Consider the following 17740-nt stretch of genomic DNA (forward strand, 5'->3'; position numbering starts at 1 on the left):
GGCGCTCGGCGACCTCCTTGCCGGCCGACGGGCCGTGCACGTAGTACCTCTGCGCGCTCTCGCGCACCACCGGTTCCGCCGACCGGCCTACCTCCGGTCGCTGCTCTTCACCGTCAAACGGGGTGCCGGCTTCGACCCGGTCGAGCTCGCCGACCGCCTCGAGCGCTACGGGTACCTCCGTAGTGCCGCGGGTGTCGGTTCGCGGCGAGTACGCGCTGCGCGGAGAGGTGCTCGACATATTCCTCGCCGGCCACGATGAGCCGGTGCGCATCGTCTTCGAGTTCGACGAGGTGGAGCGCATCACCTTCTTCGACCCGCTCACCCAGAGCTCGAGCATGAAGGTCGACGAGGTCGATATCATCCCGATGCGCGAGGTTGTCTGGGATGAGGAGCGCATCGCCGTCCTCGAGCGACAACTCGCCGAGCTCCCGGAGACACCGGAGGGGGGTGGGGTGGTCCCCGATGAGCTTCGGGAGAAGGGTCGCATTGTGGGGGAAGAGCTCTACTATCCCCTCGCCTTCGACGAGCCGGCCGCCGTCACCGACTATCTGGCCGAGTACGGCGTCGTGGTCTACGCCGACTACGAGCGTCTCGTCTCGGGCGCGGACGCCCTCGAGCGGGAGTACGACGGCCTCTATCGAAAAGCGCGGCGGGACGGAAACCCGCCCCGCCCGGAACGCATTCTCTCGACCTCGAGTCTCTCGAGGCCCGCCGCAGCGCCGCAATCCGCTTTCACGTGCTGCAGGAACGGGCCGACGGCGCGGACGCGGTGTTTTCCTACGCGCCGCCGCGGTCATTTTTCGGGAATGTGGACTTTCTCAAAGAGGAGCTCTCCGGGCTCGAGGAGGCCGGATACGAGATTTTCGTCTTCGCCGAGACCGAGAGTCAGGCCAAGCGCATTTCCCACATGCTCGAGGACACCACTGCCCGGGTGCTGCCTCATGCCATCTCCCAGGGATTCAGCTCGGGTGACCTGAAGATCTGCGTGATCGAGGAGAACGAGATCTTCGGCCGGCGCAAGCGCACACCGCGGTCCGTGAAGCGCGTGCAGAGCCGCGAGATCGACACCTTCGTCGAGCTCAGCCCCGGCGATTACGTCGTGCACGTGAACTACGGCATCGGCCGCTTCAAGGGAATACAGCGCATGAGCGCGGCCGGAAACGAGCGCGACTACATTCAGCTCGAGTACGCGGGCGAGGAGTCGGTGTTCATCCCCCTCGAGCAGGTGAACCTCGTACAGCGCTACATCGGCCACGGCGGAGAGAGCCCCCGCCTCGATAGACTCGGGGGAAAATCCTGGGAGAAGCGAAAGAGCAAGGTTAAGCAGAGCGTCGAAGACCTTGCCGAGCGTCTGGTGAAGCTCTACTCCAAACGACAGAAGGCGAGGGGATTTGCCTTCCACGAGGACACCGAGTGGCAGATGGACTTCGAGGCTTCCTTCCCCTACGAGGAGACCGAGGACCAGCTGCGCTGCATCGAGGAGGTCAAGCAGGACATGGAGCGCCCGGTTCCGATGGACCGCATGATCTGCGGGGATGTCGGCTACGGAAAGACCGAGGTGGCGATGCGCGCGGCCTTCAAGGCCGTGACGGCCGGCAAGCAGGTCGCGTTCCTCGCTCCCACGACCATTCTCGCCGAGCAGCATTACGACACGATCAGCGAGCGGACGGAGAGGTTTCCCGTACAGACCGCCATGCTCTCGCGCTTCGTGCCTACGAAAAAGCAGAAGGCCACCGTCGAAGGCTTCGCACAGCGGCGCAGGTCGATATCGTCGTCGGCACGCACCGCCTGCTGTCAGAAGGACGTGAACTTCCAGAACCTCGGGCTCGTCGATCGTCGACGAGGAGCAGCGCTTCGGTGTGAAAGACAAGGAGCGCCTCAAGGAGCTCAAGGCCGTCGCGTGGACATGCTCGACGCTCATCGGCCACGCCGATTCCGCGCACGCTCCACATGTCGCTGCTGAAGATCCGTGACATGTCGGTGCTCAACACCCCGCCGCACGAACCGCCGTGCCCATGGAGACCTTCAGTCAGGAGTTCTACGAGGAGCAGTGATCGCGCGAGGCCATCCGTCGCGAAGTCTCAGCGCGGCGGGCAGGTCTACTTCCTCCACAACCGGGTGGAGACCCTCGAGTCAGCGTGCAAGCCCTTCGTGCAGACGCCTCCTGCCGGAGGTCGCCTGCATCGAGTCGCGCCACGGACAGATGGAGCGCGACGAGCTCGAAGACGTCATGCACGCGCTTCGTCCACGGCGGGTTTCACGTGCTCGTGTCCACCACGATCATCGAGAACGGCATCGACATCCCCAACGTCAACACCATCATCATCGACCGCGCCGACATGTACGGCATCTCCCAGCTCTACCAGCTGCGCGGACGGGTGGGGCGCTCCGAGCGGCTCGCCTACGCCTACCTCTTCTATCCGGAGAAGCGCGCGCTCTCGGAGCTTGCCATGAAACGGCTTGCAGGTCATCTCCGGACTTCACCGAGCTCGGCTCCGGGCTTCAAGATTGCGCTTGAAGGACCTGGAGGTGCGGGGAGCCGGAAACCTTCTCGGGCGGGAGCAGAGCGGCGACATCCTCTCGGTCGGTTTCGACCTCTATCTCAAGCTCCTCGACGCAGGCCATCACGCGAGCTCGAGGAAAGCGAGGAAGAAGGGCCGCCGGAGCCCTATCTCGAGCTCGAGTACACCGGCTACATCCCGGACTACCTACATCGACGAGCCGGTGGAGAAATGGAGGTCTACAAGAAGATCGCCGTCGGTCGGCACCGAGGAGGAGCTCGAGTCGGTGCAGGGTCGGAGCTCGAAGACCGCTTCGGGACCGCTGCCGGACGAGGTGAACAGCCTCCTCGTCGCTCGCCGAGATCCGCATCATCTGCAAGAAGCTCTACGTCTCGAGCCTCGAAGGAGCGCAAGGGGAACGTGGAAATAGAGTTCTCGAAACTTGCCGTGGTGTCACCGGACCGCGTGCTCGAGCTCATCAGGGCCGGTGGCGGCAAGGTGCGTCTCGATCCGAACCGGCCGCAGGTGCTTCGCATGGAAACCGGTTCCGTCGGTCTCAAGGAGAAGTCCGAGTTCATAAGAAGTAAACTTTCGTCGCTTCTCTGACGGTGTTACAATACCACACAGCCATCTACGGTACATATTGACTATGCAGAAGAACGACATCGACCTGATATGGAGCGTAGCCGAGCCTCGCCGAGCCTCTTCGGCAAGGAAACGAGCCTCGAGGACTTCCTCTCGACGTTGTCGGGCTGATCGCGACTGCACATGCAGGCCGATGCATGCTCCATCTTTCTCTACGATGAAAGCGCCGATACCCTGGTCCTTCGCGCCACACGCGGGCTCAAGGAAGATTCGGTGGGCAAAGCTCAGCTCGACCTCGGTGAAGGCATTACCGGCACTGCGCTTAAGGAGCTGCGTCCCATCCAAGAGGACGATCCAAGGATAGCCCCTACTACAAGCCCGTTCCCAATATCGATGAAGAGCGCTACGAGTCGATGCTCGCCGTGCCGATCAAACGGGGGTTGACCCGGATCGGCGCCATGGTGCCGCATCACGGGAAAGCCCGACTACTTCGACATACAGGACACCCGGGCCATTCAGGCAATCGCCTCGCAACTCGCCGCCACGCTCGAGAACGTTGAAATCCTCATGGAAATTCACAGTGAGCGCACCGCTCGCACGCGCGGCGAAGCGTCTTCCCGAGGTACGGTCATACGCGGGAAGGCTGTGTCCACCGGGCCTCTGCACCGGTGAAGCGGTGAGTTTTGCGACGCCGTGGCGCCCAGTTCCGCCTCTTCGAGCACGAACACGAGTTCGGCGAGGAGGGACTGAGCCGATTCCTCCGGGCGCTCAAGCTCTCCCAGGAGCAGCTCGAGGCGCTGCAGATGGAAGTGGAGGATGACTACTCCGACGTTGCGTCCCTCATTTTCAGCTCGCACCTCCTGCATGCTGCGCGACGAGGAATTCGTCGGCCGAATGCAACGGGAAATCGAGGGGGGCTTGCAGCCGGAGTCCGCGGTGGTGAAGGTGGTGAACGAATATGCAGACATCTTCGCAGCCAGTGACAACTTGCGGCTCAGAGAAGACCCAGGACGTGAAGGATCTCGGTCACTCGCATCATTCGGAACCTCAGGCGGTGCTCAGGAAGAGGCCGGTGACTACCGGAATCAGATCGTGATCGGCCTCCGAGCTCTTTCCTCGGAGCTTCTGAAGATCGCCGCCCAGCATGCCGAAGGGGTCATCCTGATGGACGGCCGGGATTACCGCTCACATCTCCATTCTCGCGCGAAGCTTCGGCCTGCCGGTTGTGCTCACCCGCGACGAGCGGGTGTTCCGGTGCTGCCGGAGGAGACGCTGCTCATCGTGGACGCCTATCAGGGCACCATCTACGTGTCGCCGATGAGGATGTGCAGCAGGCATTTGCCGCAACCTCGCGCGCGCAGTGAGCCGGTCGATGTCGAAACCCTGCCCGCGGAGACGCACACCCGAGACGGCATACGGATCGAGATCCAGGCCAATATCAACATTTCACACGACGTGAAGACTGCGCGGCGGTACAAGGCGGAAAGCATCGGGCTCTATCGCAGTGAGTTCCCCTTCCTGGTTCGAAACGACTTTCCGAGCGAAGACGAGCAGTACCGCATCTATCGCCGGGTCATCGGCACGATGGGGAAGCGTGACACCGTGCTCCGCACGCTCGATATCGGTGGCGACAAGGTGCTCGCGCAGCCCGATCTTGCCAGTCCAACCCCTTCCTCGGCTACCGCGGGATCTCGCTTCTCGCTCGGCAACGAAGACCTGTTCGCGCGATCAGCTCCGTGCCATGCTGCGCGCGGGTCGGGACGTTACCCTCAAGATCCTGCTGCCGCTTATATCTTCGAGCAGACCAGTTTCTCGCCTCCAGGGAGATCCTCGACAGCTGTCTCTCGGATCTATCGAAGGAGGGGGTGCCGCACAACGAAACGCCGCTTCTGGGCGCGATGGTGGAGCTCCCGGCAGCGGTGGAGTCTATCGAGGGGCTGAGCCGTCATGCGGACTTTCTCTCGGTCGGAACCAACGATCGGCGACGTACATGCTTGCGGTGGACCGCACCAACGAGCGCATCGGGTTCATGTACAAAGACTACCACCCCGCTGTGCTTCGGGTCCTTGCACGCATTTCGCGTGCGGCCGCCGAGGAGGGAACGCCCGTTTCGATGTGCGGAGATGCCGCCGCCGACCCGGCAATGCTCGATTTCTTTCTCGGCGTGGGTTTCCGAGTATTCAGTGTGGAGCCGGCACAGGTGCCCGATATGAAGCGTTCTCTCCCCGCTAAGTCGATCGCTGAGGCGGAACGCGTGGCCCGGACCCTGCTCGAAATGGAGACGATCGCCGAGGTCGAATCGATTCATTCACGGATCACGAGGATAGCTCCATGCCCCAGGACGACGCCCGCGCGCCGGGCGAGGTACGCACCTACGTCATTCGAAACACGAACATGAGCCCTCAGCGGCGGGAGGCCTACCGACGGCTCTGCCCGACGTATTGTATTCCATCTGAGTCGTCACCCCGTGATGTCCGCGCCGTGTTCGAGCGACCGAAGGCGCCCATCATTCTCGAGATCGGCTTCGGTATGGGATACGCCACGGTGGAGCTTGCCGAGCGGAACCCGGAGGTGAACTACCTCGGCGTCGAGGTGCACAAGCCCGGTGTCGCGCGCGTGCTGCGCCAGATCGAAAAGCGCGGAATCTCGAACCTTCGCCTCGTGCATCACGACGCGGTCGAGGTAATACGAGACATGATTGCCGACGAAACCTTCGACGGATGTCACATCCTCTTCCCCGATCCCTGGCCGAAAAAGCGGCACCACAAACGAAGGCTCGTACAGCAAGGCTTCCCGCCGTTTCTGGCACGCGCACTGCGGCCCGGCGCCTACGTCTACCTGGCCACCGACTGGGAGGACTACGCCCGGCAGATGCTCGAGGTCTTCGAGTCGGCCGCGGAGTTCGAGAATCGCTACGAAGGATTCGCCCCGCGGCAGGAATGGCGGCCGCGCACACCCTTCGAAGAGAAGGGGCTTGCAAAGGATCATCGGATCTACGAGCTGTACTTCACGAAGACGGGGGCGGTGGTGTAATCTGGGCGAAAGTTCGACGAGGGGTCACCATGAGCGAGCACAGCGTTCAGTTTCTCGACACGCATGCGCCGCTGGCGCAGAACCAGAACATAATCAGCCCGGAAGAGCACAAGCGCTATAAGACCAAACGCGGTCTTCGAAACGAAGACGGAACGGGTGTGCTTATCGGCCTGACCGAGATAGGCGATGTGCACGGCTACATCATCGATGAGCTGGAAAAGATCCCGGTCGAGGGACGTCTGACCTATCGCGGCGTCGACGTCTCCGATATTGTCGACGGATTCCAGAAGGACGGGCGCTTCGGCTACGAGGAGGTCGCCTACCTTCTTCTTTTCGGTGAGCTCCCGAGTGAAACCCAGCTCTCGGATTTCCGGGCCGTGCTTGGCGCGGGCGCACACTGCCGAATGGATTCACCGAAGATATGATTCTGCGTGCCCCGAGCTCCGACATCATGAACAAGCTCGCCCGCTCGGTGCTGGCCGCCGTACTCCTACGACGACAAAGCCGAGGATACGTCGGTGCGAAACGTGCTGCGACAGGTGGTCGATCTCATCGCGCGGTTTCCGACGATGGTGGCCTACGGATATCAGGCAAAACGCCACTATGATCCAGAACGAGAGCCTGTACATCCATTCGCCGGAGCTTGAGCTCTCCACTGCAGAAAACCTCCTGCAGCTCGTACGGCCCAACCGGGACTACACGAAGCTCGAGGCCGAAACCCTCGACCTCGCCCTCGTGCTGCACGCCGAGCACGGTGGCGGCAACAATTCTTCGTTCTCGGTGCACGTCGTCTCCTCGGCCGGAACGGACACCTACTCCGCAATTGCGACCGCCTGCGGCTCACTCAAAGGGCCGAAGCACGGCGGTGCGAGCGGCCGCGTGGCCACGATGATGGAAGAGGTCATGAACGGGGTCGGAAAGTGGGATGATGAAGAGGAGATCGGGACCTACCTCACCCGCATCGCCAGAAAGCAGGCGGGCGACGGAACCGGCCTCATCTACGGGATGGGCCACGCGGTGTACACACTGTCGGACCCGCGCGCGGTGCTGCTGAAGGAGAAGGCACGAGAGCTTGCCGCGGCGAAGGGTTACACGGAGCAGCTCGCCCTCTATGAGCGTGTGGAGGAGCTGACCCCCGGTGTGCTGCGTGAAGTGCGCGGGCGTACCGAGCCCATCTCCGCAAACGTCGACTTCTACTCCGGACTGGTCTATGAGATGCTGAACATCCCGCGGGATCTCTACGTACCGATCTTCGCCGTCTCGCGCGTGGCGGGCTGGTCGGCCCACCTCATCGAGGAGATCGTCAGCGGCGGGCGCATCATGCGTCCGGCATACAAGAACATCCTGGGCCGGCGCGACTACGTGCCGACGGCGAGCGGCGGTAGCCGGCCGCCGACGCTGCGGTCTGCCGGCTCCGGTCGCGCGGCACGCGGCCGGCGGCGCGCCGGTGCCGGACGCCGCTACCGTCAGGCCTCCGCCTTCTCCGCCTCCGCCTGCTTGATAACCTCGTCGGCGATGCGCCCGGGAAATCGGCTCGTAGTGGTTGAACTCCATCTCGAAGCCGCCGGTGCCGGAGGTGATCGAGCGCAGGTCGATGGCGTAGCGCAGAAGCTCCGCCTGCGGAACCTGGGCCTTGATGACGATGAAGCCGCCGCCGATTTGCTCCTGCCCCTGTACACGGCCACGCCGCGCGGTGAGGTCGGAGAGCACGTCGCCGAGGTACTGCTCCTCGATGAAGACCTCGAGGTGCATCAACGGGCTCGAGCAGGGTGGGCTTGGCCTTCTGCACGGCCTCCTTCAGTGCGCCCTTCGCAGCCATCTTGAATGCCATTTCAGAGGAGTCGACGGGATGCTCCTTTCCGTCGAGGAGCTGGACGCCTATATCCACGGCGGGATAGCCGGCAACGAAGCCCTCTTTCATCCCCTCGTGAAGGCCCTTTTCAATACCGGGAATGTAGCCTTGGATACGGCCATGCCCCGGATGAGGTTCTCGAAGAAGTATCGCTGCCCTGCTCGAGCGGAAAGATCTTCACCGACGACCTCGCCGAACTGCCCGTGCCCGCCGCGACTGCTTCTTGTGGCGGTAGCTCGCCTCTGCGGTCTTCTGGATGGTCTCGCGATAGGCGACCTTGGCAAGCTCGGTTTCGACATCGATCTTCTGGCTCTGCTTGATCTTGTCGAGGATCATGTTGAGGTGGAGCTCGCCCATGCCGGAGATGACCGTCTCCTTGGTTTCCTCGTTCTGCTCGTACGGTGAAGGTGAGGTCCTCCTCCTGCGCCCGGTGAAGCATCTCCGCGAGTCGGTCCTCCGCCTTGCGGTCGGAGACCTCGATGGCGACCGCGTGAACCGGCTGCGGCAGCTGCAGCGGCTTGAGCGTCAGCGGGTGGTCGGGGCTCGACAGGGTATCGTTGACCTTCGCGGAGGTGATCTTGGTCAGCACGCCGATGTCGCCTGCGACGAGCTCCGGCGTCTCGTCGATCTTCTTGCCCTGCGAGGTGTAGACCTTCGACAGCTTCTCCTTCTTCCCTCACGGCTGTTGTACGTCTCGCTGTCGTGGGAGACTCTTCCGCCGATGACCTTGATGAAGGAAAGCTTACCGGAAAACTGGTCGATGCGGGTCTTGAAGCACAGGGCGGCCAGGGGTCCGTCGGCTGCAATCGGGAACTCCTCCTCGGTGCCGTCCTCGCTCACGGTAGACTCGGTCACGCGGGCAGGCGAGGGGCCTGCGATGGTGAGCACGTCGAGAAATGCGGCCAGTCCGGCGGTACGTGTTGCCGAGCCGCATACGACCGGTACGATCTCTTGTCACCCATGCCCTCGGCGAGGCCAGGTTCTTGACCTCGTCGGCGGTAAGGGTTTCCTCCTCGAGGTACTTGGTCAGCAGATCATCGTCGCCCTCGGCGGCGGATTCGACGAGCGCAGCGCGCGCCTCCTCGGCCTGTTCCTTGAACTCGTCGGGTATGTCGGTGGCCTTTTCTTTCGCCCCGTCGCCCGGAACGGGATAGGCTTTCATCTCGACAAGATCGATGACGCCCCGGAAAATCCGACCCGGTACCCATCGGGATGGTCACCGGGACCAAGCTCGCGTCGAACTTCTGTTTGAGGTCGGCGAGGGCCTTGGAGAAGTCGGCCATGTCTTCGTCGAGCTTGTTGACGAAAACAATGCGGGGCTTGTTCCTCGCGTCGAGCCGGCGCCAGATCTTGATAGTCTCGATCTGCACTCCGGCGCGCGCCGCCACCATGACGGCGGCGGACTCACAGACGCGCAGTGCGGCCACGACCTCGCCGACGAAGTCGGAGGCGCCCGGCGTGTCCATAACGTTTATCTTGCCGTCCTTCCACTGGAGGTTGCTGAGGGTGGCGTGCACGGACCTTGCTTGTTCGCAATTTCCTCTTCGGTGTAGTCACTGACCGTCTTGCCGGACTCGACCGTCTCGGGCTTCGAGATGGTGCCTCCGGTGAAGAGCAGGTGCTCGACGAACGCAGTCTTACCGGTGCTGCCGTGACCGACGACGGCGACGTTGCGAATGGAATCCGTAGATGTGCTCATCAACTTTCTCCTTAAGCGAGCAGGACTCGGGTTAATCGTATTTTAACCGCCACTATAGGCGCGCCGTTATCCCGTTGTCAAGCAAAGCTTGTATCGCTGGTCGGCCGGGCCGTCAGGCCCATGCGCTACCCGGACTGCTTCTCGGAGGCCTGTGCGAAGTGGGAGAACTCCATCGCGTAGTTCCCGCGGCCCTGGGTGATGCTTCGCAGTGAGGTGGAGTAGCCGAACATCTGCTTCGAGCGGTGCTTCGGCGCGGATGTGCTCCATGGCCGGCCGCGACTCCACACCCTGCACGACGCCCGCCGCGCATGGTAATACCGTTGATCACGTCGCCGAGGAAATCCGCGGGGCACATGACGTCGACCCGCATGATGGGCTCGAGGAGGATGGGCCCGGCGGCGCTGCACGCGTTGTCGAAGCCCATGGACCCGGCCGCTTCGAAGGCAAGGGGTGTCGAGGTGAGCTCGTCGTAGCGGGCGCCCACGAGCGTCACGCCGATGTCGATGGTCGGATAGCCGTAGATGATGCCGGATGTGAAAGCCGCCTCCACGCCGCGCCGTACCGCGTCGATGAGCTCCTCCGGGAGGTCGTTTTTCGACACTTCGTTTGTAAAGTGGTTTCCGCTTCCCCGGTCGAGGGGCTGAACCCGGAGGGTGATTTCGGCGTTGTTCTCCTTGCCGCCGAGGACACGATGGTAGGATTCGGTGTGCTCGAGCGCCTGAGTGATCGACTCGCGGTAGGTAACCTGCGGCTGACCGACGCGCGCGCCGACCTTGAAGTCGTCGATGATGCGAGTGACCAGTACGTCGAGGTGGAGCTCGCCCATGCCGGAGATAATGAGCTCGCCGGTGTCCTCGTTTTCGTAGCTGAAGAAGGTGGGATCCTCCTTGGCGAGGATGGTGAGCACGTCCTTGAGCTTGTCGCGCTGCGAGAGGGTCTCGGGCTCGATAGCCACCGAAATGACGGGCTCGGGGAAGTGCATCCGCTCGAGGATGACGGGGAAGCCCTCGCTCCCGATGGTGTCGCCGGTCTGCGCATGCTTGAATCCGATGAATACGGCGATATCGCCGGCCTCTACGCTGTCGACGGCCTCCGTACGGTTCGCGTGCATGCGAAGCAGGCGGTGCACCCTCTCACGTTTCTTCTTGTCGGCATTGTAAACGGTGGTCCCGGCCTTCACCGAACCGGAGTACATGCGAACGAAACACAGATCGCCGGCCTCGCGCTCGGATTGAATCTTGAAAACCAGCCCCACCGGCGGGCCCTCGGGGGTGCGCTCGACGGGGACCTTGTTCTCCTTCTTCGCGTGGATACCTTCCTCGGGCTCGATCTCTTCCGGCGCCGGCAGATAGTTGACTACGGCATCGAGGAGCGGTTGCACGCCCACGTTCTTGAGACTCGCACCGCAGAAGGTCGGCACGATGCTCCGGTCGAGCGTCTTCTCGCGGATGACGTGGTTGATGGTATCGGTGGGAATCTCTGCGCCGTCGAGGTAGAGCTCGGTGAGCTCGTCGGAGTAGGCGCTGAGCGCGTCGATCATCGCCTCGCGCCACTCCTCCGCGGTCTCGCGGTACTCTTCGCGGATGGGTGCCGTACCCATTTCCGAGCCGAAGGTTTCGTGGTCCCAGTGCAGCTCCTGCATCGACAAAAGATCGATCGTGCCCTCGAAGCCCTGCTCCTTCCCGATGGGGATGGACAAAATGACGGGGTTGGCGCCCAGCTTCTCCTTCATCTCCTCGACGACGGCAAAGAAGTCCGCTCCGATGCGATCCATCTTGTTCACGTATGCAAGACGGGGGATGTTGTAGGTATCCGCCTGGTGCCACACCGTTTCCGACTGAGGCTCGACGCCGCCGACCGCGTCGAAGATGGCCACCGCGCCGTCGAGCACTCTCAACGAGCGCTCCACCTCCGCGGTGAAGTCCACGTGGCCCGGCGTGTCGATGATGTTGATCTGATGATCCCGCCAGAAGCAGGTCGTAGCCGCCGAGGTGATGGTGATGCCACGGTTCTGCTCCTGCGTCATCCAGTCCATGGTCGCGTCGCCGTCGTCCACCTCGCCGATGCGGTGACGCTTGCCGGTGTAGAAGAGGATCCGTTCGGTGGCTCGCAGTTTCCCGGCATCGATGTGTGCCATGATGCCGATGTTTCTCGAGTTTTCTAAGCTTCATTGGTCTCGCCGGGGCGAATAATAGCACAGAGCGAGTCGGTGTGGAAACATCCGCCGACTTTGCGCGCGCGACGCCGGCCGGGGTATAATCCGCCACGATGATGGAAAAACGCGCGCTCCGCGCCCACGCCTGGGACGACGTCGGCGACCGCCCTCGACGAGTTGCGGGCGGGCGACTACCGTGGCGGTGTCCGCCTCCCGGGATACACCGGGCGCGCGACCGTCGCCGCGGCCGCGGCGGTGCCGCGATACCGACAAGCTCGCGCTGGGGCCGATCGCGGCCGGGGAGGCGGTCGTGAAGTACGGCGAGACGATCGGCGAGGCGACGGCCGACATCGAGGCCGGTGCCCATGTGCATATCGAGAACATCGAAGCAGGAGGGGGCGGCGATGAGGCTTACCGGCTACAGACGCACCGACGGTCGCGTCGGTTTTCGCAATCACCTCGTGATCCTGCCGACGTCGGTCTGCGCCTCAGAGGCCGCCGTGCGCATTGCCGGGGAGGTCCCCGGCGCGGTCGCTCTTCCGCACCAGCACGGCTGCTGTCAGATGGGGGACGACTACCGCCAGACGCTTCGGACCCTCGTCGGGCTTGCCGCCAATCCGAATGTGGGAGCCGCCCTCGTCGTCGGTCTCGGCTGCGAGGGGATCCAGGCAGAAACCGTCCGTGAGGCGCTTGAAGCCGCGGGCACCCGCGTCGCCGCCCTCGTCATTCAGGACCACGGCGGTACCCGCGGCACCGTGGACGAGGGCGCACGGCTTGCCGCGGAGATGGCCGCGGAGCTCGAGCGCACCGAGCGTGTTCCCTGCGAGCCCTCCGACATCGTCCTCGGCCTCGAATGCGGGGGGTCCGATCCCACCTCCGGCATCGCATCGAACCCGGCCGTGGGCGTGGCTTCGGATCTGCTTATCGACGCCGGTGGCACATCGATCCTCTCCGAGACGACAGAGCTCATCGGGGCGGAGCACATCCTCGCCCGGCGCGCCGTGGACGAGACGGTCGCCTCCAGGATCCTCGAGGTGGTATCGCGAACCGAAGAGCGCGCGCGTGAGGCGGGTGCCGATCTGCGCGGCAGCCAGCCGACCCCGGGAAACATCGCCGGCGGGCTCAGCACCATCGAGGAGAAGTCGCTCGGGTGCATCTACAAGGCGGGGAGCGCCCCCGTTCGCGGAGTGCTCGAGTACGCCGAGCACATCCCCCGCGGCGGCGGGCTCTACTTCATGGACACCCCCGGACAGGATATCGACTCCATTACCGCGATGGTTGCCGGCGGAGCGCAGATCGTCGTGTTCACCACCGGTCGGGGTACGCCGACGGGGAATCCGGTGGCACCGGTCATCAAGGTCACCGGAAACGGCGACACGTATCGCAGCATGGGAGAGCACATCGATGTCAATGCGGGACGCATCATAGATGATGGAGCCGACGTCGGGGCGATCGGGCGTGAGATCTACGACATGGTCCTCGCGGTGGCCTCGGGCACCCGGACCGCCGCCGAGCGCCTGGGCCACCGGGAGTTCGGCAGTTCCCGCCGGATCGGCTACACGTACTGACGACGCGCGGCAGTCGGACGCGGCGGCGGGCGGTGGCCGCGGCGCGGGCGGCCGCGGCGTGTCCGGCGCGGTCGAGTGCTCATACCGCCAGCTTGACACCCCCGCGGGAGCATGGTAGCTTCACCACCGCTCGGGCGGTTAGCTCAGTGGGAGAGCGCCTGCCTTACAAGCAGGATGTCACTGGTTCGAATCCAGTACCGCCCGTTTGACCCAGGCGCATCATCGGCGTCGGGTTTTGCGCGGAGCAGGTAGCGGGGGACGCACTATGGGAACAGCGATCGTCCGTTTGCGCACCGCGGGCGGAGCGGGCGTTCGGCCCGAAAAACACGCTTGCCGCGTTCGATCACGCGGTCGGACTGGGCTGCTCGTTTCTCGAGCTCGATGTCCGGGCCACCAGCGACGGCGTCCCGGTGGTCATTCACGATGCCGAAGTCGACCGCGTGAGTGACGGCCGCGGCCCGGTTTCTGGTTACTCAGCTGCGGAACTCGCCGATCTCGACGCCGGGTTCCGCTGGAGCGAGGACGGCCGCAGCTTTCCGTTTCGTGGCCAGGGCATCCGCATCCCCACGCTGCGCGAGGTGCTCGATCGCTATCCGCGTGCGTGGATATCCGTCGACATCAAAGCTACCGATCCGGGTCGACGTTCGGGGTGGCGGAGCTCATCTCGTCGTTCGAGCGCGGAGCGGACCGTGGTTGGTTCCTTCTCCCGCTACACGGCCCGACGGTTCAGACGGTTCGAGCCGCACGCTCATGCGAGCGCCTGCCCGGCGGAGGTGCGTCGTACGGTCGCTGCCGCCGTCTCCGGCCTGAAACCTCTGGTGCCCCGGCGGCCCGACTTTCTAATGGTGCCGGAGTACTGGGGGCGGACCCGGGTCGTCACGGAGGCCTTCGTCCGCGCGGCCGGTCACAGAGAAACGCGCGTGTTCGTCTGGACCGTGAACGATGAGCAAACCGCCGCCCGGCTGAGTAGTCTCGGTGTCGATGGTCTCATCACCGATTTTCCGGCTCAAATTTCGCGGCCGCGGGCGGCACCGTGAAACGGGACGGCGGTTGAGGGCAGGGTCCTTTTCGGCTACGATGCCCGAACCACTATGACGGCTCCGATCGTTATCAACGTCGCGTTTCTCCTCGCCGGTCTCGTACTGCTGTACTTCGGCGGGGATTTCCTCGTCTCGGGAGCCTCCGGCATCGCACGGCGGCTCAACATACCGGTCATCGTGATAGGGCTCACCGTGGTTGCCTTCGGGACGTCGGCGCCCGAGCTCTTCGTCAGCCTGATCTCGGCGTGGAAGGGGCTGATGCCGGTATCGGTGGGGAATGTCGTCGGGAGCAATATCATCAATGTTGCGCTTGTGCTCGGTCTCGTGTCGCTGGTGCGTCCGCTGCCGGTCACCCGCAAGATTGCGCTCATAGACACGCCCATCATGATCGGATCGGCGCTTGTGCTCGTCCTCGTGGTGATCAACTTCCACGGCAACGCGGCAGGCGGTGCCGATGGCGGCAGCGTGTTTGGCGTTGCCGCGCCCTACTGGCAATACGGTGTGATCACCACGCTCGAGGGCCTTGTGATGGTAGGCCTTCTCATTGCCTACCTGTACTTCCTCTACCATAACGCGAGCCGAAGCGGCGCGCAGTCCCTCGAAGAGATCCCGATCGATGAATACACCGGCCGACTTTAGCGGCGATGCCGCTTCTGTTTATCAAGGTGATAGCTGGTGTGGCGGGGCTTGCCCTCGGCGGTCAGCTTCTCGTCGACGGGGCGTTGGTGGATTGCCGAGAACATCTTCGGAGCCTCCGAGCGCTTCATCGGGGTGACCGTGGTCGCCTTCGGAACCGAGCCTTCCGGAGCCGGAACGTCCTCGTCGCGATCGGTGAAGGGAGAGACCGATATTTCCTCTTGCAACGTCGTGGGCAGCAACATCTTCAACTCCCTTCGTGCTCGGGGCAACCTCGCTGCTTCGCAATATCGAGATCGGCGGCAGCGACTTCAGGGTTGATTTTCTCTTTATGGTACTGGGGAAGCGTCCTGCTTTTTCCTGTTACAAAACCGCATGGAAGCGGAAGCTTCCGCGATGGGGTGGGGCGAGCTTCTTTGCAGTCTACATCGTGTACTTTGTTATTCTCCTGCAGACGCGTACAATATAGCAATCATGCCGGACACGAAGCCGATTATCGACCCCCGCACCGTCGTACGACGACTCCTCGTGCTGCTTCCCATCTCCGTCGGTATCAGCGTTGTCGTGGCCCTGGTGAGTACCGGCACGAGCGAAATCCTCAAGCTCGAGGCCTTCTCATTCTGGCTGTTTGCAGCGGCCGCGGGCCTGCGCCTCGTGCCGTGGATGTCGAAAGCGTTCCGGCTGACGAACTGGATGCACTTTCTCGGTCATCGTTTCAGTTTCGGTGAGGGTCTGCGCATCTCGATCATGTCGGAGCTGGGGATGGCGTTGACGCCGACGGCGGTCGGAGGCCAGCCGGTGAAGGCCGGAATGCTCTACCAGCGCGGTGTGTCCCTGGGCGAGGCGACGTCCCTGACAACGATACAGACGGTCGAAGACCTGACATTGATTATCGGGCTTCCGCTGGCGCCCCGCCTGGCATCCCTGCGGGCGAAGGCTGCGCTGGGTCGTGTCATGGAGCAGGAGGTGATGGGGACGGAAGGCTGGCTGATCGCCGCCGGCGTGCTCGTGGCGGTCGTCGTAGCAGCCGTGCTCCTTGCCCGCGCCTTTGACGTGTTTCCGAAACTGCGGCGCAGGCTTCGCTCCTTCGGGGACGAGTTCAAGCGGCTGTACGCCGAGATCATCAAGCGGGGCAAACAGCGCTTTGCGCTGAACGTTGCGGTGGCGGCCGTCCACTGGGTCAGCCGGTACTCCGTCGTGGCGATGCTTACTCTCAGTCTGGGTTACGAGGTCAGTTTCCTGAACTTTCTCGTGCTGCAGTGGGTGCTCTTCGCAATCATGGCGTTCGTGCTGATCTCGCAACTGGGGGTGCGGAGGGGCTGTTCGTACTGCTGTTCACCGGGTTCGACAGGCGTTGGGTACGATCCTCATCGGCTGGCGTTTTTTGGACTTTTACTTCACCACGATACTTGCACTGGCCGTGCTTGGCCTCGGACGGCTCGGGGCGGGGGCGCCGGAAGCGCTGGAAGACTGAGGAAGGAGGCCGCATGCGCGGAACGTCGACGCTCTCGCGACTCGGGCTGCTCATCTCGACATTCGCTCGCCACGGTCGCTTGATCAGTGTCACGACCTGGTTTCTCTTCGCGATCCCGTTGCTTGCGCTCACGCGGCTTACCCTGTGGCTGGACGAGCTACTCTACCCGCAGCTGAAAACCCTCCCGGTCGAGAAACCGGTGTTCATCATGGGACATCCGCGCAGCGGAACGAGTTTTTTTCAGCGCCGCGTGTTTCGCAGCGGCGCTGCGGCCATGTTCACCACCTGGGAGCTGTTTGTTCCCTCCGTTGTCCTGCGGCGAGTGCTGCGCCCGGTCGTGCGCCTTCTTACGCGAACTGATGTGGACATCGTCCAGTTGTCCGACTACGGCCACGAGGTGCGCCTCGCCGATGTGGAGGAGGATGAAGCTCTGTTTCATACCGCCTCGATAGCTACGACGACCATTCTCCGTCCCCGATGGTCATCGACGAGGCTTCGGCCGAGCTGGGGTTTCGCTCGGTCTGGTGAACGAGCGCGAGGTGCGGCGCTCGATGGAGTTCTACCGGCGCTGTCTGAGGAGAAATCTCTTCCATTCCGGGAAGGCACGGGTGGTGGCAAAGTGCAATCCCTCGGTATTCCGGCTTCCCGCACTCCTCGAAGCCTTTCCCGACGCGCGGATCGTGTACGTGGTGCGCCGCCCTGAGGAGAGTATCCGCTCCTTTCTGTCCTTTACGGGGCGCTTCGTCGCTCCGTTGCTGAAAGAGTGCGAGATGCCGCGTTTCTTCCGTCGAAAGTACCGGTGGTGCGTCGAGCTCTATCGGCGGTTCGAGGAGCTGCGGCCGCGCATCCCGCCGGAACAGCTCCTCGTCCTGCTCTTCGACGAGATCACTGAGTACCTCGGCAGCCCTGCGGCGCTTTTTCGAGTTCTCCGCGATCCACCTCGAAGAGGCAACTGTCGAGCGCATCTCTGCGACCAGCAACTCGCGACCTGCAAAGCGGCACGTAAACGATGCACTCGCGGCGTTCGGCATCACCGAAGAGGAGGTTCGCCGTGATCTCGCGTTCGTGCGCGAGCGATACTTTCCCGATGACATCGACGATGAGCCGGAGCCCGTGGCCGAGCTCGGGGGTGTGGGATCCTGAGGCTTTCGTTTAGAATGGTGCCATGAGCGAACAAAAGTGTGGCGGTCCTCTCGG

At 63.3% G+C, this 17740-nt stretch carries 16 protein-coding genes, 1 tRNA gene and 6 pseudogenes; 14 read left to right on the forward strand and 9 right to left on the reverse strand.

Annotated features, from left to right (window positions below; all coding sequences use genetic code 11):
- Positions 1-191 precede the first annotated feature (191 nt).
- From U5L98_RS08450 to U5L98_RS18935, 7 genes and pseudogenes are all read left to right on the forward strand, one after another.
- Positions 192-977 carry a hypothetical protein gene (locus U5L98_RS08450; protein ID WP_322557854.1) on the forward strand — a complete coding sequence of 262 codons (786 nt, stop codon included), beginning with the start codon at positions 192-194 and terminating at the stop codon, positions 975-977.
- An 8-nt stretch (positions 978-985) separates the two neighbouring features.
- The gene (locus U5L98_RS08455; RefSeq protein ID WP_322557855.1) at positions 986-1963 is read left to right on the forward strand and encodes a CarD family transcriptional regulator; all 978 of its coding nucleotides are present in this window, start codon (positions 986-988) and stop codon (positions 1961-1963) included.
- 175 nt (positions 1964-2138) lie between these two features.
- On the forward strand, positions 2139-3107 hold the full coding sequence (locus U5L98_RS08460; RefSeq protein ID WP_322557856.1) for a helicase-related protein: 969 nt from the start codon (positions 2139-2141) through the stop codon (positions 3105-3107).
- Positions 3108-3950: 843 nt separating this feature from the next.
- Positions 3951-5484: pseudogene (locus tag U5L98_RS18930) on the forward strand (putative PEP-binding protein).
- Positions 5418-6119, forward strand: coding sequence for a tRNA (guanosine(46)-N7)-methyltransferase TrmB (gene trmB, locus U5L98_RS08475; RefSeq protein WP_322557857.1), 702 nt, complete (start codon positions 5418-5420; stop codon positions 6117-6119). The pseudogene U5L98_RS18930 and the gene trmB overlap by 67 nt, the downstream one beginning before the upstream one ends.
- Positions 6120-6148: 29 nt before the next feature.
- Positions 6149-6544 carry a citrate/2-methylcitrate synthase gene (locus U5L98_RS08480; RefSeq protein ID WP_322557858.1) on the forward strand — a complete coding sequence of 132 codons (396 nt, stop codon included), beginning with the start codon at positions 6149-6151 and terminating at the stop codon, positions 6542-6544.
- 178 nt (positions 6545-6722) lie between these two features.
- Positions 6723-7391 (forward strand): annotated as a pseudogene (locus U5L98_RS18935) (citrate/2-methylcitrate synthase); the annotation flags it as partial.
- 309 nt (positions 7392-7700) lie between these two features.
- Here the strand turns inward: U5L98_RS18935 and U5L98_RS18940 are convergent.
- The 8 genes and pseudogenes from U5L98_RS18940 to fusA all read right to left on the reverse strand — a co-directional run.
- Positions 7701-7871 (reverse strand): annotated as a pseudogene (locus tag U5L98_RS18940) (hypothetical protein); the annotation flags it as partial.
- An 82-nt stretch (positions 7872-7953) separates the two neighbouring features.
- A pseudogene (locus U5L98_RS18945) lies at positions 7954-8040 on the reverse strand (hypothetical protein); the annotation flags it as partial.
- A 108-nt stretch (positions 8041-8148) separates the two neighbouring features.
- The gene (locus U5L98_RS08490) at positions 8149-8328 is read right to left on the reverse strand and encodes a hypothetical protein (protein WP_322557860.1); all 180 of its coding nucleotides are present in this window, start codon (positions 8326-8328) and stop codon (positions 8149-8151) included.
- 88 nt (positions 8329-8416) lie between these two features.
- Positions 8417-8560 (reverse strand): annotated as a pseudogene (locus U5L98_RS18950) (hypothetical protein); the annotation flags it as partial.
- A gap of 445 nt (positions 8561-9005) precedes the next feature.
- Positions 9006-9488, reverse strand: coding sequence for a GTP-binding protein (locus U5L98_RS18955; protein WP_416208206.1), 483 nt, complete (start codon positions 9486-9488; stop codon positions 9006-9008).
- The gene (locus U5L98_RS08500) at positions 9443-9670 is read right to left on the reverse strand and encodes a GTP-binding protein (protein WP_322557862.1); all 228 of its coding nucleotides are present in this window, start codon (positions 9668-9670) and stop codon (positions 9443-9445) included. Before U5L98_RS08500 ends, U5L98_RS18955 begins: the two co-directional genes overlap by 46 nt.
- Positions 9671-9795: 125 nt before the next feature.
- Complete coding sequence (locus U5L98_RS18960; protein WP_416208225.1) at positions 9796-9900, reverse strand: hypothetical protein; 105 nt, start codon at positions 9898-9900, stop codon at positions 9796-9798.
- A 125-nt stretch (positions 9901-10025) separates the two neighbouring features.
- A pseudogene (gene fusA / locus U5L98_RS08505) lies at positions 10026-11807 on the reverse strand (elongation factor G); the annotation flags it as partial.
- Between the two features lie 422 nt (positions 11808-12229).
- Between fusA and U5L98_RS08510 the strand changes: the two are divergent.
- From U5L98_RS08510 to U5L98_RS08535, 6 genes are all read left to right on the forward strand, one after another.
- Positions 12230-13393: a UxaA family hydrolase gene (locus tag U5L98_RS08510; protein WP_322557863.1), complete on the forward strand. Its 1164-nt coding sequence runs from the start codon at positions 12230-12232 to the stop codon at positions 13391-13393.
- Positions 13394-13525: 132 nt separating this feature from the next.
- Positions 13526-13597: transfer RNA gene (locus U5L98_RS08515), tRNA-Val, on the forward strand.
- Between the two features lie 17 nt (positions 13598-13614).
- On the forward strand, positions 13615-14430 hold the full coding sequence (locus U5L98_RS08520; RefSeq protein WP_322557901.1) for a glycerophosphodiester phosphodiesterase: 816 nt from the start codon (positions 13615-13617) through the stop codon (positions 14428-14430).
- A 54-nt stretch (positions 14431-14484) separates the two neighbouring features.
- Positions 14485-15072, forward strand: coding sequence for a hypothetical protein (locus U5L98_RS08525; protein ID WP_322557864.1), 588 nt, complete (start codon positions 14485-14487; stop codon positions 15070-15072).
- A gap of 138 nt (positions 15073-15210) precedes the next feature.
- The gene (locus U5L98_RS18965; RefSeq protein WP_416208226.1) at positions 15211-15390 is read left to right on the forward strand and encodes a hypothetical protein; all 180 of its coding nucleotides are present in this window, start codon (positions 15211-15213) and stop codon (positions 15388-15390) included.
- A 207-nt stretch (positions 15391-15597) separates the two neighbouring features.
- Complete coding sequence (locus U5L98_RS08535; RefSeq protein WP_322557866.1) at positions 15598-16626, forward strand: lysylphosphatidylglycerol synthase transmembrane domain-containing protein; 1029 nt, start codon at positions 15598-15600, stop codon at positions 16624-16626.
- A gap of 74 nt (positions 16627-16700) precedes the next feature.
- Here U5L98_RS08535 and U5L98_RS08540 read toward each other — a convergent pair whose 3' ends face one another.
- Positions 16701-16982: a hypothetical protein gene (locus tag U5L98_RS08540; protein WP_322557867.1), complete on the reverse strand. Its 282-nt coding sequence runs from the start codon at positions 16980-16982 to the stop codon at positions 16701-16703.
- Between the two features lie 85 nt (positions 16983-17067).
- On the opposite strand from U5L98_RS08540, the gene U5L98_RS08545 reads away from it, so the two are divergent.
- A complete protein-coding gene (locus U5L98_RS08545) occupies positions 17068-17598 on the forward strand; it encodes a sulfotransferase (protein ID WP_322557868.1) in 531 nt (176 codons plus the stop codon).
- Positions 17599-17740 lie beyond the last annotated feature (142 nt).

This window comes from Halomonas sp. (genome assembly GCF_034520545.1).
Taxonomy (GTDB): domain Bacteria; phylum Pseudomonadota; class Gammaproteobacteria; order Pseudomonadales; family Halomonadaceae; genus Halomonas.